Origin of the sequence: Streptomyces sp. NPDC021562, assembly GCF_040640875.1 — a bacterium.
In the GTDB taxonomy this organism is placed as follows: Bacteria; Actinomycetota; Actinomycetes; order Streptomycetales; family Streptomycetaceae; genus Streptomyces.
Genome location: NZ_JBFACN010000006.1, coordinates 317,891 through 344,036, shown reverse-complemented (window position 1 = coordinate 344,036; position 26,146 = coordinate 317,891). Strand labels below are relative to the sequence as shown.

The window sequence follows — 26,146 nt, the reverse complement described above, 5'->3', positions numbered from 1 at the left end:
ATGGACGACTACCCGCTGATCGAGAACCACGGGCTGATCGGCGACCTGCAGACCGCCGCACTGGTGACCACCGAGGGAGCGGTCGACTGGTTCTGCTCGCCGCGGTTCGACTCGCCTAGCGTGTTCGGGGCCCTGCTGGACAAGGAGCACGGCGGCCACTGCACGGTCCGGCCGGCCCACCCCACCCATTCGACCAAGCAGTTGTACCTGCCGGACACGGCGATCCTGGTGACCCGGTTCATGACCGAGGCGGGGGCCGGCGAGGTGCTCGACTTCATGCCGGTCACCGGTACGACGGCCACGTCCCGGCACCGGCTGGTCCGCCTGGTCCGGTGTGTGCGCGGCACCATGACCTTCGACGTGGAGGTGGCCCCGCGGTTCGACTACGGGCTCATGAAGCACGAGGTGCACATCACCCCGCACGGGGCGGTGTTCGCCGCGGAGGACGGCACGGCGCTCACCGTGCACCCCGTCAGGGAGCCCGAGGACGAGCGGCTCTCGGACCTGCTGACCCACCGGGACGCCGACCTCCAGGTCTCGCTGACCCTGCGGGCGGGCGAGCAGCGCGGCCTGGTCCTGGAGATGGGCGCCGACGGGCCGCCCCGGGAGATCCGCCGCGAGGAGCACGAACGGCTCTTCGACGAGACGGTGGCGTTCTGGCGTACCTGGCTGGCGCAGTCCCGCTACACCGGGCGCTGGCGCGAGGTGGTGGAGCGGTCCGCGATCACGCTGAAGCTGATGACCTTCGCCCCCAGCGGCGCCCTGGTGGCCGCCCCGACGGCGGCCCTCCCCGAGCAGCTGGGCGGCGAGCGCAACTGGGACTACCGCTTCACCTGGATCCGGGACGCCTCGTTCTCCGTGTACGCCCTGCTGGGACTGGGTTTCACGGAGGAGGCCAGGGCGTTCATCATCTGGCTCGGCGACCGGGTCAAGGAGCGGGCCGGCCGGCACGGCACCACGGGCCCGCTGAACATCATGTACAAGGTCGACGGCTCCTCCGAACTGGACGAGCGGATCCTCGACCACTGGGAGGGCTACGAGGGTTCCGCCCCGGTCCGGATCGGCAACGGCGCCGCCACCCAGCTCCAACTGGACATCTACGGCGAGGCGTTGGACAGCATCTACTTCGCGCACCGGCACGGCTTCACGGTCGGGCACGGGGGCTGGACCTCGCTGCGGACGGACCTGGAGTGGCTGGCCGACCACTGGGACCAGGCGGAGGAGGGGATCTGGGAGACCCGCGGCGGCCGTCAGGACTTCACGTACGGGCGGGTGATGTCGTGGGTCGCCTTCGACCGCGCGCTGCGCCTGGCCGAGGCGACCGGATGGCCGTCCACGCCCGGACGCTGGCAGGCCGAACGGGACGCCGTCTACGAGCAGGTCATGGCCAAGGGCTGGAGCGAGGACCGGCAGGCCTTCGTGCAGCACTACGGCGGCGAGGTCCTGGACTCCTCGCTGCTGCGGATGGCGACGGTCGGCTTCGTCACGCCCGGGGACCCGATGTGGCGGACGACCCTGGACGCCATGGAGCAGGAGCTGGTCAGCGACAGCCTGGTCTACCGGTACGACCCCGGCGCCTCGCCGGACGGCCTGCGCGGCTCGGAGGGCACCTTCTCGCTGTGCACGTTCATGTACGTCGACGCCCTGGCGCGGGCCGGCCGGGCGAACCGGGCGCGGCTGGTCTTCGAGAAGATGATGGGGTACGCCAACCATCTGGGCCTGTACTCCGAGGAGATCGACCCGACGGGCCGCCAACTCGGCAACTTCCCGCAGGCCTTCACCCACCTGGCGCTCATCGACTCGGCGATCACCCTCAACGACGCCCTCGACCGGAAGTAGTACCGACGGCAGTCAGGCCTCGTCGCCGCCGCGCCGCAGGTCGGCGTCGGTGAGGCCCTCCAGTTCGCCGTGGGTGTCGAGCCAGTACAGGAAGACGACCGCGGGGACGACGAGGACCACGGCGACCAGGGTCACCAGCCCCAGCCAGCGCAGCGTGGCGGGGGCGCCCGCGCCCTCGGCGACGGTCAGCGAGGTCGGGACGAGGTAGGGGCGCTGCGCCATGCCCCAGGCGATGATCGACGAGGCGACCACACCGACCGCCGTGACCCGCGACCAGGCCCCCGAGGGCCGGGTCAGCAGCCATACGGTGACGAGGGTGGCCAGCGCCGCCACGATCACGAAGACGAGGCCGGCGCCGTGGGTCAGCCCGTGCCACACGTGGTGCGCGTCCCCGTGCGTGACGAACAGGGTGACGACGGCGAGTACGGCGACGGCGGCCAGGGCGCCGAAGGCCCGGCGGCGGAAGTGGCGGTCCAGGTCGGGCGCGGCGAAGCGGCGGGCGTCCGCGGCGAGGAAGACGGCGCCGAGGGTCGCCGTGGCGGCGACGGCGAGCAGGCCGAACAGCAGGGAGGTGGGGTTGGCCCAGGCGTCCGTGGACGCCGTCGCGGTGGCCGTCACCCGGCCCGAGGCCACCCCGCCGGCCGCGGCGCCCAGGAAGAACGGCGTCAGCAGCGAGGAGACGGCGAACACCGCCCCGTACAGGCGCCGTCCGGCCAGCCGCCGCAGCGGCCTGCGCAGGGCGAAGCCGGCGCCGCGCAGCACGATGCCCACGGCGGCCAGCGCCAGCGGCAGCCACATCGTGGTGAACACCCGCTGGAAGAGGACCGGGAAACCCGTCCACATGATGACCAGGACGAAGATCAGCCAGACGTTGTTGACCTCCCAGACGGGCTCCATCGCGTGGTCGATCAGCCACCGCGGACGCTTGCCGCGCTCGGCGCCGCCCGCGGTGAGGTCCCAGAAGCCGGCGCCGTAGTCGGTGCCCCCGCCGCAGGCGTAGGCGGCGATCGCCAGCAGCAGGACGGCGGCGATCACCCCGGCGATCACAGCCGGCTCCCGCCGGCGCGCGGCCCGTAGGGCGTGTCCGTCTCCGGCGTCTCGTGCTCCGGGATCCCCTGCGGCGGCCGTGGCCCGCCCCGTTCGCCGGCGAGCCGCCAGCGGGCGCGCATCTTCAGGAGCACCGCGAGGAACGACCCGAAGACGAGGACGTACACCACGACGACCACCGCGAACATGATCCACAGGCTGGTGGAGCGGGTCGCCGTGACCGCCTCGGCGACCCGCATGTTCTGGTAGACGATCCACGGCTGGCGGCCCACCTCGGTGGTGATCCAGCCGCATTCGACGGCCGCCACGGAGGCCACGCCGGCGCACGCGGCGGCGCGGAAGAACCACGGGGAGGCGGGCAGCCGGCGCCGCCTGAGCCACAGGACGCCGTACCAGAGCGCGAGCAGGAGCAGCAGCGAGCCGATCCCGACCATGGTGTCGAAGGCGAAGTGGGCGATGGTGGCCTGGGTGGCCGTCGGACGGTCGCTCGCCGGGACCGAGGTGAGCCCGGTGACCCGGGTGTCCGGGCGGAAGCCGGCCAGGACGGAGTCGAGCTGCGGGATCCGGATGCCGCCGGAGACGGTGCCGTCCGCGTGCAGCCGTCCGTACAGGTACTCCGGCTGGTGGGTGGCGGTCTTCCAGACGATCTCCATGCCGGCGAACTTCACGGGCTGCTTGTGGAAGACCTGCCGGGCGATGGAGTCGCCGAGGACGAACTGCACGGGCGTGCACACGGCGGCCAGGGTGAAGGGGACGGTGAAGCCGAGCCGGTGGTAGCGGTCCCGGCGGCCGCGCAGCCATCCGACGGCGTAGACACCGGCCACCACGTATCCCGCGGTCACGAACATGGCGAAGACGAAGTGCCAGTACTCCGGGCCGAACATGGGGGTGAAGACGGCCTTCCAGATCCTCACGTCGACCGGGTTGCCCGCGGCGTCGAGGGTGAAGCCGCGCGGGGTGTTCATCCAGGAGTTGGCGGCCAGGATGCCGAAGGCGCCGAGCAGGGCCACCAGCGGCAGGGGCAGGCCGAGCAGGAAGTGGGTCCTGGCGGGCAGCCGGCGCCAGCCGTAGAGGTAGATGGCGATGAGGACGGCCTCCAGGAAGAACGCCCACGCCTCGACGCCGAAGCCGATGCCGAAGACGTCGCCCCAGCGGCCCATCATGCCGGGCCACAGCAGCCCGAACTCGAAGGACAGCACCGTGCCGGTGACCACGCCGATGGCGAACTGCACCGCCATGACGGCCGACCACCGCCTCGCCAGCAGCAGGGCGGTGGCGTCGCCGCGGCGCAGGCCCCGGCCGTGCATGACGAGCGTGATCAGCGGCAGCGCGACGCCCAGGGGGACCAGGATGATGTGGGAGGCCAGGGTGAAGGCCATCATCGACCGGGCCGGGAGCGTCTGCGCCGGTGCGCCGGCGAGGGATCCGGCGAGGGCCAGGGCCGTGTGCACGGGTCAGCCGCCGGTGGCGAAGCCCGGGAAGAGGGTCATCCCGCCGTCGACGTAGAGGGTGGCGCCGACCACGTAGTCCATGAGGTCGGAGGCGAGGGCGACGGCCGCGTGGCCGATGTCCTCGGGGTCGCCGACCCGGTCGTAGGGGATCAGCTTCAGCAGGTCCTGCTGGGCCTGGGGGGTGTCCCAGGCGCTGCGGTTGATGGGGGTCCTGATGGCGCCGGGCGCGATCGCGTTGACCCGGATCTTCTTCGGGGCGAGCTCCTGGGCCAGCGTCTCCATCATCATCTGCACGCCGCCCTTGGAGGAGGCGTAGTTGACGTGCCCGGCCCACGGGATGACCTGGTGCACGGAACTCATGCAGATGATCTTCCCGGCCGCCCGGGACACCTCGGGCACGACCCCGCGCCGCAGGAACTCCTTGGTCGCCTCCCGGGCGCAGAGGAACTGGCCGGTGAGGTTGACGTCCAGGACCTTCTGCCACTGGGCGAGGGTCATCTCGGTGAACGGCGCGTCCCGCTGGAGTCCGGCGTTGGCGACCAGGATGTCGATCGTGCCGAACTCCTGGACCATCCGGTCCATCATGGCGACGACCTGCTGCTCGTCGGAGACGTCCGCCTCGTAGGCGGCCGCCTTGACCCCGTGCCCGGTGATCTCCTCGACCACCTTCTCGGCCTCGTCGGCGCCGGCCACGTAGTTGACGACGACATCGGCCCCGGCCCGGCCCAGGGCGATGGCCGTCGCCTTGCCGATCCCCGAGTTCGCGCCGGTGACCAGCGCCTTCTGACCCTTCAGCAGGTGCCCGGGGATCACGTCCCGGGGTGCGCCCTCGCTGGAACTCACGATGTCCCGCTCCTCCACTGCGTGCCGTCTCCGCGGGGCCCGTCGCCCGGCGGCCCGGGCCCTCAGACAAGCACCGGCGGGCGGCGGCGGCACGCCCTGGCGGACCGCGTTGCGCTGCCCGGCGGAGGATCTTCGCCCGGTCGGGGGCCGGGTGCCCGCGCGCGCTCAGCCCAGTCGCTCCAGCAGGTGGTCGCCGACGCGCAGTGCGTTCGCGATGGCCGTCAGGGACGGGTTCACCGCGCCGATGCTCGGGAAGAAGCTGGTGTCCACGACGTAGAGGTTGTCCAGGTCGCGCGCCTTGCAGGTGACGTCCAGGGCCGAGGTCGCCGGGTCGGTGCCGAAGCGGACCGTGCCGGCCTGGTGGGCGGTGGCGCCGATCGGCATGCCCTTGTGCAGGTAGATGCTGCGGGACAGCAGGTGGTGCTCGTGCATGCCCAGGTGGCCGAGCATGTGCTGGAGCTTGTGCCGCAGCCGCTTGAGACCGGCGGTGTTGTTGCCCTCGTCGAGGGTGAGCCGGATCCGGCCGTCGTCCTCCAGGGTCACCCGGTTCTCCGGCTGCGGCAGGTCCTCGCCGCACAGCCAGAAGTCGACGGCGTGATGGGCCAGCACCTCGAACGGCATGTCGGGGGTGACCGCCCCGGCCCAGCGGGGGGCCTCGCCGTGGATCTGGTCGGCGTCCGACTTGCCGAGCATCTGGATCCCGCCGAGCGGGAACTCCCAGTCGTCGGCGCCGAGGTACCAGTCGTGCAGCGCGAGGGTCTTCTGGAACCGGGTGTCGTTGGGTTCCTTCGAGACCGCCATCAGCGCCAGGTTGTTGTGGCGCATGTAGTACCGGCCGACCACGTCGGAGCTGTTCGCCAGCCCGCGCGGATGCCGGTCGTTCGCCGAAGCCAGCAGCAGCGCGGCCGAGTTGACGGCCCCGCAGGCCACGACCACCACGTGGGCGGAGAACCGGGCCTCGCGCTCCCCGGGGAGTTCGGCGACGACGGAGGTGACGCTGCGTCCGGTGGGGTCGGTCTCCAGACGGGTCACCCGGGCGTTGGTGACCATGTCCACGTTCGGGTGCCGGAGCGCGGGCTCCACGCAGATCACCTGCGCGTCCGACTTGGCCCGCACCAGGCAGGGGAAGCCGTCCACGCGGTCGCAGCGGATGCAGACGCTGGAGTGGGCGGCCCGGCCGTCCTCGCCCTGGGTGAGGTCGACCCCGATCGGCAGGTGGAAGGGGTGCAGCCCCTGCTTCTCCAGGTCCAGGCTCAACTGCTCGATGCGCGGCTCGTGTTCGACCGGCGGGTAGGCGTACTGGGCGCTGCACGGCCCCTCCCAGGGGTCCTCGCCGTGCCGGCCGTGCACCAGGTAGAGGTGCTCGGCCTGGGTGTAGTACGGCTCCAGGTCGTCGTAACCGAGCGGCCAGGCCGGGGAGATGCCGTCGTGGTGGCGGAGTTCGCCGAAGTCCTCGGGGCGCAGCCGGAACAGGGCCGCGCCGTAGAACTTGGTGTTCCCGCCGACGTAGTAGTTCACCTCGGGCGGGAACTCGTGGCCGTGCCGGTCCAGCCAGAACTCCGGGGCCCGGTACTTGGCCTTGACGAACACGGCGGTGGAGTCCCAGTTGTCGCGCTCGCGGGGCAGGTAGTCGCCGCGTTCGAGGATCAGCACCCGTTTCCCGGACGGGGCCAGGCGGTGGGCGAGGGTGCCGCCGCCGGCACCGGTGCCGATCACGATGACGTCGTACGGGGGCAGGGCGTCCATGGCAACCACCGTTCGTAGTCTCTGATTCGAACGTACGCGCCGTGCGTGGGCGCGGCACCCGGAGCACGGTGACGGCGTCCGGGTCAGAGCACGGCGATCGGGTTCACCGGGGAGCCGGTCGCCGCCGGGAGCCGCAGCGGGGCGACGACGCACAGGAAGTGGCGGCCGCCCCGCTGTTCGCACAGCGTCGCGAGCTCCTCCAGGTCGAGCCAGTCCAGCAGGTGCAGGCCCAGGGCGTTGACGGCCAGGACGTGCACCGGGAACCCGACCCCGGCGACGGCGCTGGGCGCGGCGTCGCTGTTGCCGTCCGAGCCCAGGACCGACACGCCCCGCGCGGCCACGAACTCCATCGCCGTCGGATGCAGGCCCGCCCGGTCCCGCGTCACGTCCCAGGGGCCGAGGGTCCGGCGCCGCAGCCGGTGTCCCACCCGTACGAACAGCAGGTCACCCGGTCCGACCGGGGCCTCCTGCACGGCCTCGGCCGCGGCGAGGTCCTCGGCGGTCACCTGGTCGCCGGGCTCCAGCCAGCGCACCCCGCGCAGCCGGGGCAGGTCGAGGAGGACACCCCGGCCGACGATCCCGTCCCGCACCAGGTCGAGCGAGAGCGCCCCGGCGCCGTCCGCCGTCACGGAGCTCGCGGGGACACCGCCGTACAGCTCGCCGTCGAAGGTCACGTGGCACAGCGCGTCGAGGTGGCTGTCCACGTCGTTGTGCACGTTCATGGCGAACCGGTCGCGGGCGAACACCAGGCCGGGCGCCGCGGTCTCCTCGTGGGCGGGCCCGATCATCCGGTGGCGCGCGGGCTCCGGGCTGTCCGGGGCGGTCCGGGTCTCGACGGTCGCCGCCAGTGACACCGTGCGCCCGGAGCGGACCTCGGCGGCGGCCGCCACGACCCGCTCCGGCGTCAGCCGGTCCAGCCCGCCCCGCCGGCCCGCCCCGCCCTCCCCGGCCCGCTCCCGCAGCCGGCGGTACAGGTCACGGAAGGCCTCCTCGGTGAGGGGCCCCGGCGGCCCGGGACGGGGGGACACGGACTGTTCCGAGGCCATCGGGAAACCTCCTGCTCCTGGCGGTACCGCGCCCGCCACCGCACCACGACTCCCCTTCCGCCACCGAACCATCCGGACGGCCGGGCCACCCGCCGGGCGCGGGCGGAGCACGCCGGTCCCCGGCAGGCGGCAGGGCCGTGGGCGCCGGTCTCCCGGGGTGCGGCGCAGGTGGGTGCGGCATAGGCTGACCGGGTGAAACGCAGGGATCTCCGGGCGTCCCACGGACGTCGTGGCGGTTCTCGCGCCGACACCGATCCCTTTCCGCGATGACCAGCGTGACCAGAGTGACCAGCTGCTTCTCGCGATGACCAGTCGTTCCTGCGGAGACCCGGCAGAGGCGGTGCGGCTCGCGCTCCCGCGCCGGAGCGGTGCCGACCCGAGGGTCCGCAGCTCGCAGTCCTGTGGAGGCCGGGATGAGAGTTGTCGTAGATCTTTCCCGATGTGAGGGGTACGCGCAGTGCGCCTTCCTGGCTCCGGACGCGTTCCGGATGCACGGCGAGGAAGCGCTGATGTACGACCCGAGCCCGGACGACGCGCAGCGCGAGCGGGTGCTGCGGGCGGCGGCGGCCTGCCCGGTCCAGGCGATCCTGGTCGACCGGCTGGAGGGACGGCCGCAGGGGCGGGACGTCCCGGTGGAGGCGTCGACGTCATGACCACTGCCGACAACCTGCGCGCGTTCCGGCGCGACGGCCGCATCGTGATCGTCGGGGCGTCACTGGCCGGACTGCGGGCCGCGGAGTGCCTGCGCGACGAGGGGTTCACCGGCTCGCTGACGATGATCGGCGACGAACTGGGCGAACCCTACGACCGTCCCCCCCTGTCCAAGCAGGTGCTCACCGGGTGGGTGCCGGCCGACGCCACCGCGCTGCCGCGCCGGCGTGAGATCGACGCGGAGTGGCTGCTCGGCGTGCCCGCGACCGGACTCGACCTGGCCGCCAACCACGTACGGCTCGCCGACGGACGCGAGGTCCCCTTCGACCGGGTGCTGATCTCCACCGGTGTACGGGCCCGGCCCTGGTTCGTGGAGAGCGAGGCGGCGCTGGACGGCGTGTTCGTCGTACGGACCCGCGAACACGCCGAGGGCCTCCAGCAGGCCCTCGCCGCCGGTCCCTCCCGGGTGCTGGTCATCGGCGCCGGGTTCACCGGCTCCGAGATCGCCTCCATCTGCCGCGAGCGGGACATCCCGGTGACCGTCGCCGAACTCGCGCCGGCCCCGCTGGTCGGCGCGCTCGGCGCCATGGTCGGGGACGTGGCCGCGGACCTGCAGCGGGCGCACGGCGTCGACCTGCGGTGCCGGGTCAAGGTGACCCGGCTGGAGGGCGACGCGCAGGGCCGGCTGCGCCGGGCCCACTTCGACGACGGCAGCACCCTGGACACCGACGTGGCGGTGGTCGCGCTCGGCGGCATCCGCAACACCGAGTGGCTCCAGGGGTCGGGGCTGGCGGCGGGGGTGTGGGGCGTCGCCTGCGACACCGGCTGCCGGGCCATGGACCTCAACGGCCTGATCACCGACGACGTCTTCGTCGCCGGCGACGTGGCCCGCTGCCCGAACCCGATCTACGAGTACCGGCTCATCTCGCTGGAGCACTGGGCCAACGCGGTGGAGCAGGCCGAGGTCGCGGCCCACAACATGGTCCACGGCCAGGCCGACCGCTGGCCCCACCTGTCCGTCCCGCTGTTCTGGTCGATCCAGTTCGGCGTCAACATCAAGTCCGTCGGCGTGCCGACCTTCGCCGACGAGGTGATCGTCACCCAGGGGTCGGTGGCCGACCACCGGTTCGTCGCCGCGTACGGCTACCGGGGCCGGGTCACCGCGGCCGTCAGCTTCAACAACGCGAAGTGGCTGGACCACTACCGGCGGCTGATCGAGACGGCCGCGCCCTTCCCGCCGCCCTGCCCCACGCCCGACCAGCCCGTCGACACGAAGCCGGTGCCCGTCGACTTCCCCGGCCCCACCCTGCTCGCCCAGGGCGCCACCGTGGTCGTCACCGGACACGACCCGGGTGAGCGGCGCGTCACGGCCGCGCACCAGAACCACCGGTAGTGGCGGAAAGGAACCGAGATGACCACGACCCAGGCGCCTGACACGCTGCACCGGATCCTCGACTACTCCTCCCGGTCCGACCCGTACCCGCTCTACGCCGAGCTGCGCAGGACGCCGGTGGCCCGGCAGGAGAACGGCAGTTACGTCGTCAGCACGTACCGCGAGCTCGCCGAGCTGCTGCACGACCCGCACGTGAGTTCCGACGTCCGCAACCTGGCGCATCCGATGCCCTCCATGGAGGCGGACACCACCCCGGCCTTCATCCACATGGACCCGCCCGAGCACGACCGGCTGCGGCGGATGGCGATGCGCCACTTCGGCCCCCCGCACACCCCGGGCCTGGTGGACGGCCTGGAACCGGTCCTGACCGCGACCGTCGGCGAACTGGTCGACGACATGTCGGGCAAGGAGCAGATCGACGTCGTCGACGACCTGGCCTACCCGTTCCCCGTCACCGTGATCTGCCGGCTGCTCGGCGTGCCGCGCGAGGACGAACCGAAGTTCCGGCTGTGGGTGAACGACCTCATCAACTCGATCGACTACAACCCCGCCACCGACCCGAAGGAGAAACTGGAGAAGGGCGTGGCAGCCCGCCAGGACCTGCGGGAGTTCCTCGGCGGGCTGGTGGCGCAGCGCCACGGCCACCCGGGCGACGACCTGCTGTCCAAGCTGGCCAACGACGACGGGCCGGACGGGCGGATGACCGACGAGGAGATCATCAGCACCGCGAACCTGCTGCTGATCGCCGGTCACGAGACCACCGTCAACCTCATCGCCAACGGCATGCTGACGCTGCTGCGCCACCCCCGGGTGCTGCAGCGCCTGCGCGGCGAACCGGAACTGGTGGTGCCGCTCGTGGAGGAACTGCTGCGCTACGAGCCGCCGGTGCACATCATTCCCTGGCGGGCGGCGTACAGCGACGTCGCCGTCGGCGACACCGTCATCCCCAAGGGCTCGCAGATCATGCTGATGCTGGCCTCGGGCAGCCGCGATCCGCAGCGCTTCGTCGAGCCCGACCGCTTCGACCCCGACCGCCGTGACAACCAGCACCTCGGCTTCGGCAGCGGCATCCACCTGTGCTTCGGCGGCCCGCTGGCCCGCCGGGAGGCGCAGATCGCGCTGGGTGAGATGGTACGGCGCCTCGACGGGCCCACCCTGGTCACCGACCCGCCGCCGTACCGGCGCAGCCCGGTGCTGCGCGGGCCGATCCATCTTCAGGTCCGGCAGAACGGCGGGCCCCTCAGGTGAGGACGGTGATGCCGTCGCCGAGGAGCTTGAGGCCGAGCACGAAGAAGAGGACGGCCAGGACGGCGACGTTGTGCCGGGCGGCCCACTCCCGCCAGTTCGCGAGGAGGCCCCTGGCACGGTCGCCCATGACCAGGTAGACGGCGAGGGGCGCGAGCACGCCCAGGGACGCGATCACCACGAAGACCGCCAGGGCGCCGATCTGCTGGGGCACGGGGATCCCGGCGGAGCTGATCGAGGCGGCGGCGGCGATGGTCAGGGGCGCGTTCTTGAGGTTGCCCGCCGAGAGCAGCAGGCCCAGGCCGAGGATCTTGACCGGGGTGAAGCGGTCGATCGCCTCCATCCACTTCGGCAGCCGGGCCTGGGAGGGGTCCCTGGGGCGGCGCCGCCACTGGAGCGCGCCGAAGACGGCGAGCAGGACGCCCAGGGCGAGTTTGAGAGCCCCGACCCAGGTGGCCGGGTGCTTGTGGGCCGAGGCGTGGCCCGTGCCGCCCACCGCCAGCATGACCGCGCCGAGTGCCGCGAGCCCCAGCAGCCAGCCCAGGGCGAACAGGCTTCCGTTGCGGCGCCCCCGCGGGGTGGCCAGGATGAGGATGATCGCCACGATCGGCAGGGGGCTGACCGCGACACCGGCGGCCAGTCCCAGCACGTCCCCGACGGCGTGTCCCACTGCGGCCTCCGGCGGGGCGAGAGAAACGGGTGATCCCAGCCCATCGTGGAGCCCACCCGCCCCACCGGCCACCGCCGCCCGACGAACGGGTGACCGCTAGGAACGGTCGCAGGAGCCGTCGCAGAGGTCGAGGAGCCGGATGAACGGTCTCCGGAGGACCACGGCCACCGGCTCGGTGTCCTCCTCGGCGTAACGGGTCAGGGCGGTGCGGGCGGTGGTCGTGTGCTCGTGGGGGTTCCGGCCGGCGAGGACGTCCTCCAGGGCGTGCCCGGTGTCCTCCGCCACCGGGAGGAGCCGGGTCCTGGCCCGGGAGAGGGCCGGGGTGGGCCCGTGGCGCACGGTGCAGAGCTCGACCTCGGCGGCCAGCGCCAGGAGCTGGGGCACCGACCGGACGGCCACGTCGATCCGGGCGCCCAGTTCGGTCACCTCGTCGCGGTGGCGTCGGCGCAGCGGGTTGAACCGCATCGCCGACTCCGCCTCCCGAGCCCGCGCCCCGTACCCGCGCACCCTGTCCGCCTGCGCCTGTGCCGCCGCCCGGTTCGCACCCGCCGCCTCCGGCGACCCGATCGCACGCGTGCTGCGCACGAGTCCCGCCGTCAGATCGGCCGCACACGCCCGGGCCAGCGCCGTCACCTCCCGGCGGGGGTCGCGCGGCCACAGCAGCGGACCGAGGACAGCGGTGACCGCGCCGCCCAGCGCGTTCTCCCACAGCCGGGCGAAGCCGTACGACGCGGGGGACGGGTTGGCGAAGACCAGCAGCGAGGTCACCGCGACCTGCACGTTCAGGGTCGTCCCGGAACCGACGAGGGCCCCGCACAGCAGGGCGAGCCCCAGCACGACGGCGAGGACCAGGGTGCTCGGCCGGAAGAGGCCGACCACGGTGACGCCCAGGGCCACGCCCGCCATCACCCCGAGGATCCTCAGCAGCAGCGCGGCCAGCGAGGACGCGGAGTCGCCGCGCAGACACAGCAGCGGCACGATGGCGGCGAACACCGGGGGCTGGGCGGCACCGGCCCACAGCGCCGTCTGCCAGCAGCACAGCGCGACCACCAGGATCCGGGCCGCGCCCGGCCCCTGCGCCCGGAGCCTGCGGCCCACCCGGGCCCACCGGGAAACGCCCGTCACCGGCTCACCATAGCGTGCGGCGCATTGCTGTTCCCCCACTTTCCCTTCACAAACAAGGTGTTGTCGCGCATGCGGGATTCAATGCAGGGCACACGGCGGTCAGGAGGTTGATAACTATGGTTCCCTTGCTGCTCGTTCTGCTTCTCGCCCTGATCCTTTTCGGGGCCGGTTTCGCTCTCAAGATCCTCTGGTGGGTCGCGGTCGTCGTCCTGGTGGTCTGGCTGCTGGGCTTCGTCATGCGCTCCACCACCACAGGGGGTGGCCGCGGTCGCTGGTACCGATGGTGACCCGACCGTCGTAACCATCCGCACACGCGCAGGGCCCGGCCGTCCCGACGGCCGGGCCCTGCGCGTGCCCGCACCCGCTCCTAGCCGACCGTGGCGTCGGACGGCGGCCGGAAGCAGGCGATGACGTCCTTGCCGCGCGGGCAGCGCTGGGCCTGCCAGGTGTCGGCGAGGGCGTCGACCAGGAGCATGCCGCGGCCGCCCTGCGCCTCGTCGTCGGGGCGGCGCTGCTCGGGCAGGTGCGGGGACGTGTCGTGCACGGTCACGTGCAGGCACTCCTCGTCCCAGACCAGGATCAGCTGTGCCGCGCTGTGCGCGTGGACGTGGGCGTTGGTGACCAGTTCGGAGACGGTCAGCAACACCGAGTCCACCAGGTCGGGGGCGGTCCGGGTCCAGCCGAGGGTGGCCAGATGGCCGCGCGTCCACTCCCTCGCCGCTCGCACCCCGCTGCTCGCGGGCAGCGAGCGCGCCCATCCCACCGCCCTCATCGACGACCGCGCCGGCCCCGCCCCGGGCCCCGATCCCTGTTCCGGTCCTTCCGCCACCGTCTCCTCCTTCCCCTCGGCCGAACGGGTGTGTGTCCGGGTGTCTGTCTCGTCTGCCCCGTATTGCGCGAGGTGTGCAGAAGGGACCTCGCGAACTCGGTGGTGTAGGGGGAGAATGAGGGGGTACACGCGCCGCGACGCCGACTGCCGCAGGCGGCGTCCGCGCAGGGAACGGACCAGGGAGGGGAACGGCATGGCGTCCATGAGCACGAAGACAGAGGCCACGCGGACCGGGGTGCTTCCGGAGGTGGCCGACCCGTCCCAGGTGGCCCCGCGGGACGCCCGTCAGCTGTCACGGCTGTTCTTCGAGCGGCTGGCCGTGCTGGAGGAGGGCACGCCCGAGTACCAGTACGCCCGCGGCACGCTCATCGAGATGAACATGTCCCTCGTCCGGTACGCCGCGGGCCGGTTCCGCAGCCGTGGGCCGGAGGAGATGGAGGACATCGTCCAGGTCGGCATGATCGGCCTGATCAAGGCGATCGACCGGTTCGAGCTGTCCCGGGAGGCGGAGTTCACCTCCTTCGCCATCCCCTACATCGTCGGTGAGATCAAGCGGTTCTTCCGCGACACCACCTGGGCCGTGCACGTGCCGCGCCGCCTCCAGGAGGCCCGCGTGCAGCTCGCCCGGGCCACCGAGGAGCTGCAGAGCAGGCTGGGCCGGCTGCCCACGGACCGGGAACTGGCCGAGCTGATGAGCCTGCCCGAGGACGAGGTGCGGGAGGCCCGCCTCGCCGCCAACGGCTACAACTCCTCCTCCCTGGACGCCACCATCGGCGGCAGCACGGACGGGGAGGCGGTGCTGCAGGACTTCATCGGCACCGAGGACGCGGCCCTGGAGCTGGTGGAGGACTTCCACGCGCTGGCCCCGCTGATCGCCGCCCTCGACGAACGGGACCGGCAGATCATCCACATGCGGTTCGTGGAGGAACTCACGCAGGCCCAGATCGGGGAGCGCCTGGGTGTGTCCCAGATGCACGTCTCCCGCCTGCTCACCCGCACCCTCACCCACCTCCGGGAAAACCTCCTCACCACCCAGTGAGGTCCGGCGGGCGTGACGGGGCACCGCGCCTCCGCCCGTGACCAAGCGATGCCGCGTCGGCCCTTGCGGGTCGGCTGCGCGGGGTTGTCTGCCGTCCCGATCGCCTGCTGTCAGTCGGCCGGGGTGCGGGCTGTCGGGAGGGCGGGCAGGGGAGTGACGGTTTGTTGCGGGGTGTGGGTGCGCTCGATGTCGGACCACCAGTCGGCGCCGTCCTCCAGGTAGCGCAGCAGGATGCCCTCGCGCAGGGCCCAGGGGCAGATCGTCACCGTCTTCACGCCGCTGAGTTTCATCGCGGTGTGCCCGACGATCGCCCCCGCGAGACTCTGCCGGGCCCGCGGCGCGGAGATACCCGGCAGGGTGTGGCGCTCGGCCGCCGGGAGGGCGGCCAGCCGGTCGATGGCCCCGCGCAGCTCGCCCCGGCGCACGACCCGGTCGGCGAACGGTCCCCGGCGGCCCGGCGCGGCCCCGCACAGCCGGGCCAGCTGCTGGAAGGTGCGGGAGGTGGCGACGGCGGTGTGCGGGTGCTCCCAGCGGATCCGGGCGGTGGCGTCCCGCAGCTGGTGACGCACCCGGCGGCGCAGCGCCTGCAGCTCCTCGTCCGACGGGCACCCGTCATGGCCGAGGAACTCGTCGGTGAGCCGGCCCGCGCCGAGCGGCAGGGACACCGCGAACTCCGGCATCCGGCCCCGCCCGAAGGCCACCTCGAAGGAACCGCCCCCGATGTCGAAGACCGCCAGCGGTCCGGCCCGCCAGCCCATCCAGCGCCGTACCCCCAGGAAGGTCAGCTCCGCCTCCATCTCACCGGGCAGCACACACAGCCGTACCCCGGTGTCCTGGGCCACCGCCCGCAGTACCTCCGTGCGGTCCGGAGCGTTGCGCACCACCGCCGTCGCGAACGCCAGCGGCTCCGGCGCGCCCCACCGCCCCGCGATCTCCGTCGCCCGGCGCAGCGCCCTGACCAACTGCTCCGTGGCCTGCTCGCCGAAGTGGCCGTCCGGACCCACTTGTTCGGACAACCGCAGTTTCCACTTGGCGGTGTACACCGGCAACGGCACTCCGTCCGTGGCGTCGCTGACCACCAGTCGCACCGTGTTGGAGCCCGCGTCGACCACACTCACCCTCATGCCCTGTGCGTACCCAGCGTCGCCGAGGTGATGCGAGCTGTGCACAGCGGAACGGGGTGGACCGGGGTGTGTCCGACGGGCCTCGGTCCAGGGGGCGCGGCGGACACACAGCCGCCCGCCCGGTGGGCCGACGGCTCTCGCCTGTGTCCCCAAGCGAGCCCTTGACGCCGAAGTGCCCGAGCGGGCCGGATCCACACCCTCGGATCCGTCCCGTTTCGCGAGGGACGGTCAGCCGCCGCGGGTGGCGTCGGTGTGCAGGGCGTTGAGGGCGCCGAGGACCGCGGTGTTGCGGTGCCACAGCAGCCAGCGGCCGACCTGGCCGCCGAGGTGGTGCAGGGCGGCCAGCTGGGCGACGCTGAAGTCGCTCAGCGGCTTGTCGTGGTGGGTGGAGATCATGCCCATCACCCGGCCCCTGGGGCTGACCAGCGGGATGCTGTGGCAGGCCCGGCTGCCCGCCTGGAGGATCGTCTCCCGGGACGGCTCGTCGAAGATGTCGGAGACGGCGACGTCCTTGACGGTGACCTGCCGACGTTCCTCGGCGGCCCGGGCGCAGGCCGTGGTCGAGTCCTCGACGAAGGCGAAGAATTCGGTGAACCGCCGGTTCAGTCCGGTGTGCTCCTCCAGGCGCAGCATGCCGTTCTCGACGAGCTGCACATTGCCCATGGGGGCGTCGGCGACGTGCAGGCAGTGGCGCAGGGCGGCCTTGAGGACCGCGCCGTGGCCGGTGAGCCGCTCCGGCCCCGAGGAGCGCAGGGCGGGCAGCGCGGGCGCGGCGCCCTGCGGACGGTGCGGCACCCAGGTGGGGGCGCCGGCCGCCGGGGCGGGCAGCCGGACCGCGACGTCGGCGAGGGTGTGGAGCTTGACGTTGAACTTCTGCGAGGTGCGGCGCAGCAGGTCGAAGGCCTGCTCCCGGGTGCGGATCGGGTAGCGCTTCATGAGGAGTTCCTCGGCGCGGCCGACTCCGGCCCGGGCCAGCCGCCGGTTGCGATCGTCGACGGAAGGGCGGTCGGGTGCATGCGGATGCTCGGTCACTGACGGGGTCTCCTGAACTGTCAGCACCGTACGGAACCCCGCAGCCGGGTATGCGTACGGGCGGCGGCACACTGCGGTGCCTGCTGGCCGAAGCACCCTCCCTGCAACTGTAAGCATGCCCCGTTCCTGTGCCGTCAGGCATTCCGGGCGGAGGGGGTCCGCCCGGGCACGGGTCGGGCACACACCGTGCACAGAAAGCGCGCAGCCTCTCCCTCGCGGCCATCCCTCAACCACGTTATCGTCCATACCTCTTGACGAGCCGTGAGGCGGAAGGTGCCCGAGGTGAGCTCTCCCATCCTGCGCAGGACCCTTTTGTCCCGGGTTGCGCCCGTCCTGGCCGCCTCCGCGTCCGTTCTCCTGCTCACCGCGTGCGGTGCCGTCGACGACATCGGCGGGGGCGACGACTCCGCGTCCGCGGCGAAGGGCGACGACATCACGGTGGGGCTGCTCCTGCCCGACAAGGACACGGCCCGCTTCGAGGCCTTCGACCACCCCATCTTCGTGAAGGAAGTGGCCGCCCTCACGCACGGCAGGGGCAAGGTCGACTACGCCAACGCCGAGGCCAGCCAGGACAGGCAGAGCCGGCAGTTCCAGGAGATGGTGGCCAAGAAGGTCGACATCATCGTGGTGGACGCGCTGGACGCCAAGGCCATCGCACCGGACGTCCGCAAGGCCAAAAACGCCGGCATCCCCGTCATCGCCTACGACCGGCTCGCCCAGGGCCCGATCGACGCGTACGTCTCGCACGACAACGAACTCGTCGGCGAGGTCCAGGCCCGCGCCATCGTCGAGGCGCTCGGCAGCAGGGCCGCCACCAGCGAGATCGTCATGATGAACGGCGACCCGGCGGACCCGAACACGGCGCGGTTCAAGGCGGGCGCCCTCAGCGAGCTCAAGGGCAAGGTGCGGATCGCCGAGGAGTACGACACCGCCAAGTGGTCGCCCGCGGTGGCCGAGGCGAACATGAGGAAGGCGATCCGCGCGGTCGGCCTCGGCAACATCGCCGCGGTCTACTCGGCCAACGACGGCATGGCAGGCGCCGTCATCGACGCCCTGAAGCAGGCGGGCGCCACCAGGATCCCGCCGGTCACCGGCCAGGACGCGAACCTGGACGCGGTGCAGCGCGTGGTCTCCGGCGAGCAGTACATGACGGTGTACAAGTCGTTCCTGGACGAGGCCACCGACGCCGCGCAGATGGCGGTGTACAAGGTGCAGGGCAAGGACATCCAGTACGACGCCCTGACCCAGGACAAGGTCGACAGCCCGACCGCCAAGGCCGTTCCCGCGACGCTCGTCCCGGTGGTCTCCCTCACCAGGGACAACATCAAGGACACGGTGGTCGCGGACGGCGTCTACTCCGTCAAGGAGATCTGCACCGCCAAGTACGCGGCCGCCTGCGCCGCCATCGGTCTCACCTGAGCGGGTCCGCGGCTCAGGCGGGTGCCCGGGCCGGGGGCCGCTCGGCGGGCGGGGGCTGGGGCGGGGGCACGGCCGCCAGGAATTCCACGACGGCGAGTGCGAACAGCAGGCACAGTGCGATGCCGACCACCACCCAGCCCGTCGGGTACGGCCACAGCAGGTAGACCAGCAGCGACACGGCCACCAGCAGCCAGGTGAGCCAGGTGCGGTACCGGCGTACGAAGGGGCCGACGGGACCGGTGCGCAGTCCCGCGTGGTCCGCGGTGCTCCGTACCGCCAGGATCCCGGAGGTCCACAGCCGCCGCACCAGCCCGGCGTGCCGTCCGGGCCCGGTGAGCCAGGCGGCCAGGGCGACCACGACGCCCAGGGCGATCACCATCCGCACGGTCGTCTGCAGGAAGTGCACCAGCGCGTCGTAGACGGCCGCCGCCGCGCCCGGTGACACCCCGGCGGGCAGCCGGTCGAGGTAGAACACGCGGAACACCCGCAGGGCGATGCCGAGGAACCCGGTGGCGACGGCGACGCCCAGACAGCCCGCCACCAGTGCCCGGCGCCTTCGCACCGAGAGCAGTACGCCGGCCGCGACCAGCAGGACGGCCAGCACCGGCAGCCAGTTCCCGGCGAGTTCCAGCAGCCGTACGTAGGTCTTGACCTTGCCGACCTGGTCGGACCTTACGAGGGTGAAGTCGGTGTGCACGGACGGGATGTGCTGGGCGACCGACAGCCCGGAGTCGATCAGGCGCTGCTTGACCCGGTCCACGAGGGGACCGATGTCCAGGCTGACCGAGTCGTTCGTCAGCTGCACCGCGCCGCCGCCGCTGCCGGTGAGCGCCTTGTCGAGGGAGCTGTGGACCCGGCGGTTGGCGTCGATCCACACGGTCCGGAACGCGTCGGACCCGGCGATCCTGAGGGCCTGGTCGTGGACGAAGCTGCGGACCGCGCTCTCCAGGGCGTCGCCCAGCCGGCCGCCCAGCGCCTGCTGCAGCCGGGGCCGGTCGGCGGGGGTCACGTCCGCGAGCAGCGCGGGCAGGTCGAGGTGGCTCATGAGCGCGTCGGTGGCCCGGTTCGCCACGGCGTTCTGCACCGCGGGGTTCGAGGCGAGCGGGGCGACCGTGGCCACGTAGCGGTCGGTGTCCGCCACCTGGTCGGCCGCCCACGCGGCGAGCACGGAGAGCGGGGCGAGGAGACAGCCGAGGACGATGAGCACGGCGCCGAGGGCGGACCTGACCCGGTGCCGGGGCCGGGCGCGCTCCTGTTCCAGGGCGGCGACCCGGGCCCGCAGTTCCCGGACGTCGGACGGGTCAGCCTCGTCGTGTGCGTTGCCCTCCGCCACCCCTGCCTCCTCGATCCGGTCCTCCTGCCAGCCGAACCGCCGCGCGCCCCGCCCGCGACCGGGACTGGGCCGACCGGGTGGGCGAAACGTCCGATCGGGTCCCGTCCGGGAACGGCCGCGCCCCGGTGCCCGGAGAACGCGACGCCCCCCGGTCCTGTGCGGACCGGGGGGCGGCTACGGGTGTGCCCGGGTTACTTCACCGGCTCCGGCTCCGGTGCGTTCTCCGGCTCGTCCTCGCCCGCCGGGTCCACCGGCGTCCTGACCGAGTCGAGGAGCAGCTGGGCCACGTCCACCACCTGGATGGACTCCTTGGCCTTGCCGTCGTTCTTCTTGCCGTTGACGGAGTCCGTGAGCATCACGAGGCAGAAGGGGCAGGCGGTGGAGACGATGTCGGGGTTGACCGACAGGGCCTCGTCGACGCGCTCGTTGTTGATGCGCTTGCCGATCCGCTCCTCCATCCACATCCGCGCACCACCGGCGCCGCAGCAGAAGCCGCGCTCCTTGTGCCGGTGCATCTCCTCGTTGCGCAGACCGGGGACCTTGCCGATGATCTCGCGCGGGGGCGTGTAGATCTTGTTGTGGCGGCCCAGGTAGCAGGGGTCGTGGTAGGTGATGATGCCCTCGACCGGGGTGACCGGGACCAGCTTGCCCTCGTCCACCAGGTGCTGGAGCAGCTGGGTGTGGTGGATGACCTCGTAGTCGCCGCCGAGCTGCGGGTACTCGTTGCCGAGCGTGTTGAGGCAGTGCGGGCAGGTGGCGACGATCTTCTTGGCCGACTTCGGCTTCCGCGACTCCGCGGTGACCTTGCCCTCGTCGTCCAGCTCCTCGCCGAACGCCGTGTTCAGGGCCATCACGTTCTCCATGCCGAGCTCCTGGAACAGGGGCTCGTTGCCGAGGCGGCGGGCGGAGTCGCCGGTGCACTTCTCGTCGCCGCCCATGATCGCGAACTTGACGCCCGCGATGTGCAGCAGTTCCGCGAAGGCCTTGGTGGTCTTCTTGGCGCGGTCCTCCAGGGAGCCCGCGCAGCCGACCCAGTAGAGGTACTCGACCTCGGTGAGGTCCTCGATGTCCTTGCCGACGACCGGGACCTCGAAGTCGACCTCCTTGAGCCACTCCAGGCGCTGCTTCTTCGCCAGGCCCCAGGGGTTGCCCTTCTTCTCCAGGTTCTTGAGCATCGTGCCCGCCTCGGAGGGGAACGCGGACTCGATCATGACCTGGTAGCGGCGCATGTCGACGATGTGGTCGACGTGCTCGATGTCGACGGGGCACTGCTCGACGCAGGCGCCGCAGGTGGTGCAGGACCACAGGACGTCCGGATCGATGACGCCGTTCTCCTCGGCGGTGCCGACGAGGGGGCGCTCGGCCTCGGCGAGGGCGGCGGCGGGGACGTCCTTCAGCTGCTCCGCGGAGCCCTTCTCCTCGCCCTCAGCGGTTTTGCCGCCGCCCGCGAGCAGGTACGGCGCCTTGGCGTGCGCGTTGTCCCGCAGGGACATGATCAGCAGCTTGGGGGAGAGCGGCTTGCCGGTGTTCCAGGCCGGGCACTGCGACTGGCAGCGGCCGCACTCGGTGCAGGTCGAGAAGTCGAGCAGGCCCTTCCAGGAGAACTGCTCCACCTGGGAGACACCGAAGACGTCGTCCTCACCGGGGTCGGTGAAGTCGATCGGCTTGCCGCCGGAGGTCATGGGCAGCAGCGCGCCCAGCGAGGTCTCACCCGTCGCGTTCCGCTTGAACCAGATGTTCGGGAAGGCGAGGAAGCGGTGCCAGGCGACGCCCATGTCGGTCTTCAGGGCGACCACGATCATCCAGACGAACGAGGTGGCGATCTTCAGGCCGGCGAAGAAGTAGGTGAGGTTCTGGAGCGTGGAGACGTCCATGCCCCGGAACCAGGAGACCACCGGGTAGGAGATGAAGAACGACGCCTCGTAGGAGTCCACGTGGTGCTGGGCGCCCTCCAGGGCGTGCAGCGTGAAGATGCAGACGCCGACGATCAGGATGACCGTCTCGACGAAGTACGCCTGGCCGAAGTTGGAACCGGCGAAGCGGGACTTGCGGCCCGGCCGGTTCGGCTTGCTCAGCTGGCGGATCGCGATCAGCACGAGGATGCCGAGGACCGTCATGGTGCCGATGAACTCGACGAAGACGTTGTACGGCGCCCAGTCGCCGATGACCGGCAGGATCCAGTCGGCCTGGAAGAGCTGGCCGATGGCGTTGACGATGGTCAGCAGCAGCGAGAAGAAGCCGACCGCGACGAACCAGTGCGCGACGCCGACGATGCCCCAGCGGTTCATCCGGGTGTGCCCGAGGAACTCCCGGACCACCGTGACGGTCCGCTGGACGGGTTCGTCGGTACGGGTGCCGGCGGGCACGTTCTGACCGAGCCGCATGAAGCGGTAGATCTGCAGGACGGCGCGGGCGAACAACGCCACGCCGACCACGATCAGAACCAGCGACACGATGATCGCGGCGAGTTGCATGGGGGCTCCTCGGGCCTGCGAGGGGTCTCTTCGGGTCTCTTCACGAGGATGCCCGAAATTACTAAGCGGTAACTTATTCAGTCCGTCTGAGACTACCCGCAATCTTTACCCGCACTGTAGTCAGGTGCGGAGTGATCTGGATCGCTGAGGCTCGCCTGTGCTCCGGTCCCGCAACCCGATCGTGTTATTCGTACACGAATGTTACATTCGGGTCTAATTTGGACTCCGTGCTCTACGGGATCGCCGCCGCCACCACCGCCCTGCTGCTCGCCGCCGTCCTCGCCGCGCTGATCCGGCCGCCCGCGCTGCGGCTCGGCCTGGTCGACCGCAGGCGGGCCCGACCCGTGCCGGCCCTGGGCGGCCTCGCCGTCGTCGGCGCCACCTGCGTGGTCGCGGGGGCCGGCGACTGGAGCGGGGTCGCCCCCCTCGGCGCGGGGGTGGGGGAGCTGCTGATCGCCGGGGGAGCCGTCGCGCTGCTCGGGGTGGTCGCCGACGTGTGGCGGCTGAAGACCCGGTTCCTGCTGTTCGGTACGGCCGTGGCGGCGGCCTGTGTGGTGCCCTACGGCGAGTTCGGGATCGCCGGCGGGGTGCTGGGCGTCGGCTGGATCGCGTTCGTCGCCGTCGCCTTCAAGGGGCTCGACCATGCCGACGGGCTGGCCGGGACGGTCGGGGTGGTGACGGCCTTCGGGGCCGGCGCCTGTGCCGCCGCCGAGGTGATGGACGGGCTCGCCGTGCTGCTGAGCGTGCTCGCCGCCGCGCTCACCGGGTTCCTGATGCACAACTGGCATCCCGCGCGGATCGCCCTCGGCGCCACCGGCTCGCTGTTCGCCGGGTTCGTGCTGGCCGCGGCGGCGCTGCTGACCCAGACCGGGCGCGACCCCGTCACCGGCGCGGGGGAGCTGTTCGCGCTCACCGCCGTCGCGGGCGCCGACGTCCTCGTGGTCGTCCTGTCCCGGCTGCTCGCCGGGCGGCCGGTGCTCCGGCGCGGCCCCGACCACCTCGCGCACCGGCTGCGGCGCCTGGGGCTCACCCCGCAGGGCGCGACGGTGGTGCTCGGGACCGGATCCTTCGCCGGGGTACTCGTCGCGGTGCTCGTGCACGGCGGCTGGGTCGGCCGGACGGGCGCCACCTGCGTCGCCTGCGTCACCGTCAGCGTCGTCCTGCTCCTCCTTCGGGTGCCGGTGTACGGGCCCCGACGGCTGGAGTCGACGCAGGTCAGCGGCCACCTGCGTGTAAGGAACGGATAAGACTTGAGTCCTCTCGACTCAGGTCTGTTGACCCACGGCGCGGCTTCATGCACACTTGAGTCCGTTCCACTCAAGTCAGCTGGAGGAAATCACCATGGCACGTGCGGTCGGCATCGACCTGGGCACGACTAACTCCGTCGTCAGCGTTCTTGAAGGCGGCGAGCCCACCGTCATCACCAACGCCGAGGGTGCCCGGACCACGCCGTCCGTCGTCGCCTTCGCGAAGAACGGCGAGGTTCTGGTCGGCGAGGTCGCCAAGCGTCAGGCGGTCACCAACGTGGACCGGACCATCCGGTCCGTGAAGCGTCACATGGGCACCGACTGGAAGATCCAGCTGGACGGGAAGGACTTCAACCCCCAGCAGATCTCCGCGTTCATCCTGCAGAAGCTCAAGCGGGACGCCGAGGCCTACCTGGGCGAGAAGGTGACCGACGCGGTCATCACCGTCCCGGCCTACTTCAACGACTCCGAGCGCCAGGCGACGAAGGAGGCCGGCGAGATCGCGGGCCTGAACGTCCTGCGCATCGTCAACGAGCCGACCGCCGCCGCGCTGGCGTACGGCCTCGACAAGGACGACCAGACGATCCTCGTCTTCGACCTCGGTGGCGGCACCTTCGACGTGTCCCTCCTGGAGATCGGCGACGGCGTCGTCGAGGTGAAGGCCACCAACGGCGACAACCACCTCGGTGGTGACGACTGGGACCAGCGCGTCGTCGACTACCTGGTGCAGCAGTTCAAGGCCGGTCACGGCGTGGACCTCGCCAAGGACAAGATGGCGCTGCAGCGTCTGCGCGAGGCCGCCGAGAAGGCCAAGATCGAGCTGTCCTCCTCCACCGAGACCTCGATCAACCTGCCCTACATCACCGCCTCCGCCGAGGGCCCCCTGCACCTCGACGAGAAGCTCACCCGCGCCCAGTTCCAGCAGCTGACCGCGGACCTCCTGGAGCGCTGCAAGACCCCGTTCCACAACGTCATCAAGGACGCCGGCATCCAGCTCGGCGAGATCGACCACGTCGTCCTCGTCGGCGGCTCCACCCGCATGCCCGCCGTCGCCGAGCTCGTCAAGGAGCTGACCGGCGGCAAGGAGGCCAACAAGGGTGTGAACCCGGACGAGGTCGTCGCCATCGGCGCCTCGCTCCAGGCCGGTGTCCTCAAGGGTGAGGTCAAGGACGTCCTGCTCCTCGACGTGACCCCGCTGTCCCTCGGCATCGAGACCAAGGGCGGCATCATGACCAAGCTCATCGAGCGGAACACGACGATCCCGACCAAGCGGTCCGAGATCTTCACCACCGCCGAGGACAACCAGCCCTCCGTGCAGATCCAGGTCTACCAGGGCGAGCGCGAGATCGCGGCGTACAACAAGAAGCTCGGCATGTTCGAGCTGACCGGTCTGCCGCCGGCCCCGCGCGGTGTCCCGCAGATCGAGGTCTCCTTCGACATCGACGCCAACGGCATCATGCACGTGACCGCGAAGGACCTGGGCACGGGCAAGGAGCAGAAGATGACCGTCACCGGCGGCTCCTCGCTGCCGAAGGACGAGGTCGACCGGATGCGCCAGGAGGCCGAGCAGTACGCGGAGGAGGACCACCGCCGCCGCGAGGCCGCCGAGACCCGCAACCAGGGCGAGCAGCTCGTCTACCAGACCGAGAAGTTCCTCAAGGACAACGAGGACAAGGTCCCGGGCGAGATCAAGACGGAGGTCGAGGAGTCCCTCACCGAGCTGAAGGAGAAGCTCAAGGGCGAGGACACCGCCGAGATCCGTACCGCCACCGAGAAGGTCGCGGCCGTCTCCCAGAAGCTGGGCCAGGCCATGTACGCGGACGCCCAGGCCGCCGGTGCCGCGGCCGGCGGTGCCCCCGCCGGTGACGCAGCCGACGACGTGGTGGACGCCGAGATCGTCGACGACGAGCGCAAGGACGGTGCCGCGTGACGGAGGAGACCCCGGGCTTCGAGGAGAAGCCCGACGTCCCCTCCGGCGCCACCCCCGACGACGCCGAGCCGAAGGCCGCGCCCGCTGAGGGTGCGGCCCCGGCCGGGGACGCAAGCGCACAGTTGGCCGGCCTGACGGCACAGCTGGACCAGGTACGCACCGCGCTCTCCGAGCGCACCGCGGACCTCCAGCGTCTGCAGGCCGAGTACCAGAACTACCGCCGCCGCGTGGAGCGGGACCGGATCACGGTCCGGGAGATCGCCATCGCGAACCTCCTGACCGAACTCCTGCCCGTGCTCGACGACATCGGCCGCGCCCGGGAACACGGCGAGCTGGTCGGCGGCTTCAAGTCGGTGGCCGAGTCGCTGGAGACGGTCGCGGCGAAGATGGGCCTGCAGCAGTTCGGCAAGGAGGGCGAGCCCTTCGACCCGACGATCCACGAGGCGCTGATGCACAGTTACGCGCCGGACGTCACCGAGACGACGTGCGTGGCGATTCTGCAGCCCGGGTATCGCATCGGGGAGCGCACCATCCGCCCCGCGCGGGTGGCGGTCGCCGAGCCGCAGCCCGGGGCGACGCCGGCGAAGGCCGAAGGAGCCGACGAGGCCCCGGCGGCCGGGGACGACAAGAAGGACAACGGCCCTGAGGAGGGCTGACGTCGTA

Annotated in this window: 22 protein-coding genes; 10 read left to right on the top strand and 12 right to left on the bottom strand. The window is 71.7% G+C overall.

Features of this window, described 5'->3' with window-relative positions:
• Window positions 1-1,839 carry a glycoside hydrolase family 15 protein gene (locus AB0G52_RS12390; RefSeq protein ID WP_361336178.1) on the top strand — a complete coding sequence of 613 codons (1,839 nt, stop codon included), beginning with the start codon at window positions 1-3 and terminating at the stop codon, window positions 1,837-1,839.
• Window positions 1,840-1,851: 12 nt separating this feature from the next.
• Here the strand turns inward: AB0G52_RS12390 and AB0G52_RS12385 are convergent, their stop codons facing one another.
• The 5 genes from AB0G52_RS12385 to AB0G52_RS12365 form a co-directional block, all read right to left on the bottom strand.
• A complete protein-coding gene (locus AB0G52_RS12385) occupies window positions 1,852-2,886 on the bottom strand; it encodes a cytochrome d ubiquinol oxidase subunit II (protein ID WP_361336176.1) in 1,035 nt (344 codons plus the stop codon).
• On the bottom strand, window positions 2,883-4,268 hold the full coding sequence (locus AB0G52_RS12380; RefSeq protein WP_132889669.1) for a cytochrome ubiquinol oxidase subunit I: 1,386 nt from the start codon (window positions 4,266-4,268) through the stop codon (window positions 2,883-2,885). Before AB0G52_RS12380 ends, AB0G52_RS12385 begins: the two co-directional genes overlap by 4 nt.
• 72 nt (window positions 4,269-4,340) lie before the next feature.
• On the bottom strand, window positions 4,341-5,180 hold the full coding sequence (locus tag AB0G52_RS12375; protein WP_361336174.1) for an SDR family oxidoreductase: 840 nt from the start codon (window positions 5,178-5,180) through the stop codon (window positions 4,341-4,343).
• Window positions 5,181-5,345: 165 nt separating this feature from the next.
• Complete coding sequence (locus AB0G52_RS12370; protein WP_361336172.1) at window positions 5,346-6,926, bottom strand: GMC family oxidoreductase; 1,581 nt, start codon at window positions 6,924-6,926, stop codon at window positions 5,346-5,348.
• Between the two features lie 83 nt (window positions 6,927-7,009).
• Window positions 7,010-7,972 carry a cyclase family protein gene (locus AB0G52_RS12365; RefSeq protein WP_361336170.1) on the bottom strand — a complete coding sequence of 321 codons (963 nt, stop codon included), beginning with the start codon at window positions 7,970-7,972 and terminating at the stop codon, window positions 7,010-7,012.
• A 413-nt stretch (window positions 7,973-8,385) separates the two neighbouring features.
• Between AB0G52_RS12365 and AB0G52_RS12360 the strand changes: the two genes are divergently transcribed.
• From AB0G52_RS12360 to AB0G52_RS12350, 3 genes are read left to right on the top strand one after another with little or no spacing between them, the layout of a single operon-like run.
• Entirely contained in the window at window positions 8,386-8,625 is a 240-nt protein-coding gene (locus AB0G52_RS12360) for a ferredoxin (RefSeq protein WP_132889621.1), read from the top strand.
• Complete coding sequence (locus tag AB0G52_RS12355; RefSeq protein WP_361336168.1) at window positions 8,622-10,016, top strand: FAD/NAD(P)-binding oxidoreductase; 1,395 nt, start codon at window positions 8,622-8,624, stop codon at window positions 10,014-10,016. Before AB0G52_RS12360 ends, AB0G52_RS12355 begins: the two co-directional genes overlap by 4 nt.
• Window positions 10,017-10,034: 18 nt before the next feature.
• Complete coding sequence (locus tag AB0G52_RS12350; protein ID WP_361336166.1) at window positions 10,035-11,264, top strand: cytochrome P450; 1,230 nt, start codon at window positions 10,035-10,037, stop codon at window positions 11,262-11,264.
• Here AB0G52_RS12350 and AB0G52_RS12345 read toward each other — a convergent pair.
• A complete protein-coding gene (locus AB0G52_RS12345) occupies window positions 11,257-11,931 on the bottom strand; it encodes a GAP family protein (protein WP_361336164.1) in 675 nt (224 codons plus the stop codon). The genes AB0G52_RS12350 and AB0G52_RS12345 overlap by 8 nt on opposite strands.
• Window positions 11,932-12,027: 96 nt before the next feature.
• Window positions 12,028-13,056 (bottom strand): FUSC family protein, encoded by a 1,029-nt coding sequence (locus AB0G52_RS12340; RefSeq protein WP_361336162.1) that lies wholly within the window; start codon window positions 13,054-13,056, stop codon window positions 12,028-12,030.
• A 116-nt stretch (window positions 13,057-13,172) separates the two neighbouring features.
• Here AB0G52_RS12340 and AB0G52_RS12335 point away from each other — a divergent pair, with 116 nt between their 5' ends.
• The gene (locus AB0G52_RS12335) at window positions 13,173-13,343 is read left to right on the top strand and encodes a hydrophobic protein (RefSeq protein WP_132889616.1); all 171 of its coding nucleotides are present in this window, start codon (window positions 13,173-13,175) and stop codon (window positions 13,341-13,343) included.
• An 80-nt stretch (window positions 13,344-13,423) separates the two neighbouring features.
• Here the strand turns inward: AB0G52_RS12335 and AB0G52_RS12330 are convergent, their stop codons facing one another.
• Window positions 13,424-13,828, bottom strand: coding sequence for an ATP-binding protein (locus AB0G52_RS12330; RefSeq protein ID WP_132889667.1), 405 nt, complete (start codon window positions 13,826-13,828; stop codon window positions 13,424-13,426).
• Between the two features lie 259 nt (window positions 13,829-14,087).
• Between AB0G52_RS12330 and AB0G52_RS12325 the strand changes: the two genes are divergently transcribed.
• Entirely contained in the window at window positions 14,088-14,924 is an 837-nt protein-coding gene (locus AB0G52_RS12325; RefSeq protein ID WP_132889615.1) for an RNA polymerase sigma factor SigF, read from the top strand.
• 110 nt (window positions 14,925-15,034) lie between these two features.
• On the opposite strand, the gene AB0G52_RS12320 is transcribed toward AB0G52_RS12325, so the two are convergent.
• Both AB0G52_RS12320 and AB0G52_RS12315 read right to left on the bottom strand, forming a co-directional pair.
• A complete protein-coding gene (locus AB0G52_RS12320; RefSeq protein WP_132889614.1) occupies window positions 15,035-16,048 on the bottom strand; it encodes a Ppx/GppA phosphatase family protein in 1,014 nt (337 codons plus the stop codon).
• 228 nt (window positions 16,049-16,276) lie between these two features.
• Window positions 16,277-17,080: a GAF and ANTAR domain-containing protein gene (locus AB0G52_RS12315; protein ID WP_361336159.1), complete on the bottom strand. Its 804-nt coding sequence runs from the start codon at window positions 17,078-17,080 to the stop codon at window positions 16,277-16,279.
• A 312-nt stretch (window positions 17,081-17,392) separates the two neighbouring features.
• On the opposite strand from AB0G52_RS12315, the gene AB0G52_RS12310 reads away from it, so the two are divergent.
• Window positions 17,393-18,499, top strand: coding sequence for a substrate-binding domain-containing protein (locus AB0G52_RS12310; RefSeq protein WP_361336228.1), 1,107 nt, complete (start codon window positions 17,393-17,395; stop codon window positions 18,497-18,499).
• Window positions 18,500-18,512: 13 nt separating this feature from the next.
• Here the strand turns inward: AB0G52_RS12310 and AB0G52_RS12305 are convergent, their stop codons facing one another.
• Together AB0G52_RS12305 and AB0G52_RS12300 are read right to left on the bottom strand one after the other, a co-directional pair.
• On the bottom strand, window positions 18,513-19,832 hold the full coding sequence (locus AB0G52_RS12305) for a hypothetical protein (RefSeq protein ID WP_132889612.1): 1,320 nt from the start codon (window positions 19,830-19,832) through the stop codon (window positions 18,513-18,515).
• 191 nt (window positions 19,833-20,023) lie between these two features.
• Window positions 20,024-22,306, bottom strand: a complete 2,283-nt coding sequence (locus AB0G52_RS12300) for a heterodisulfide reductase-related iron-sulfur binding cluster (RefSeq protein ID WP_361336157.1) — start codon at window positions 22,304-22,306, stop codon at window positions 20,024-20,026.
• Window positions 22,307-22,533: 227 nt separating this feature from the next.
• Here AB0G52_RS12300 and AB0G52_RS12295 point away from each other — a divergent pair, with 227 nt between their 5' ends.
• The 3 genes from AB0G52_RS12295 to grpE all read left to right on the top strand — a co-directional run bounded on the left by AB0G52_RS12295 (window position 22,534) and on the right by grpE (window position 26,139).
• On the top strand, window positions 22,534-23,553 hold the full coding sequence (locus tag AB0G52_RS12295) for an MraY family glycosyltransferase (protein WP_132889610.1): 1,020 nt from the start codon (window positions 22,534-22,536) through the stop codon (window positions 23,551-23,553).
• Between the two features lie 94 nt (window positions 23,554-23,647).
• Entirely contained in the window at window positions 23,648-25,483 is a 1,836-nt protein-coding gene (dnaK, locus tag AB0G52_RS12290; RefSeq protein WP_132889609.1) for a molecular chaperone DnaK, read from the top strand.
• Window positions 25,480-26,139, top strand: a complete 660-nt coding sequence (gene grpE / locus AB0G52_RS12285) for a nucleotide exchange factor GrpE (RefSeq protein ID WP_132889608.1) — start codon at window positions 25,480-25,482, stop codon at window positions 26,137-26,139. The genes dnaK and grpE overlap by 4 nt, the downstream gene beginning before the upstream one ends.
• Window positions 26,140-26,146 lie beyond the last annotated feature (7 nt).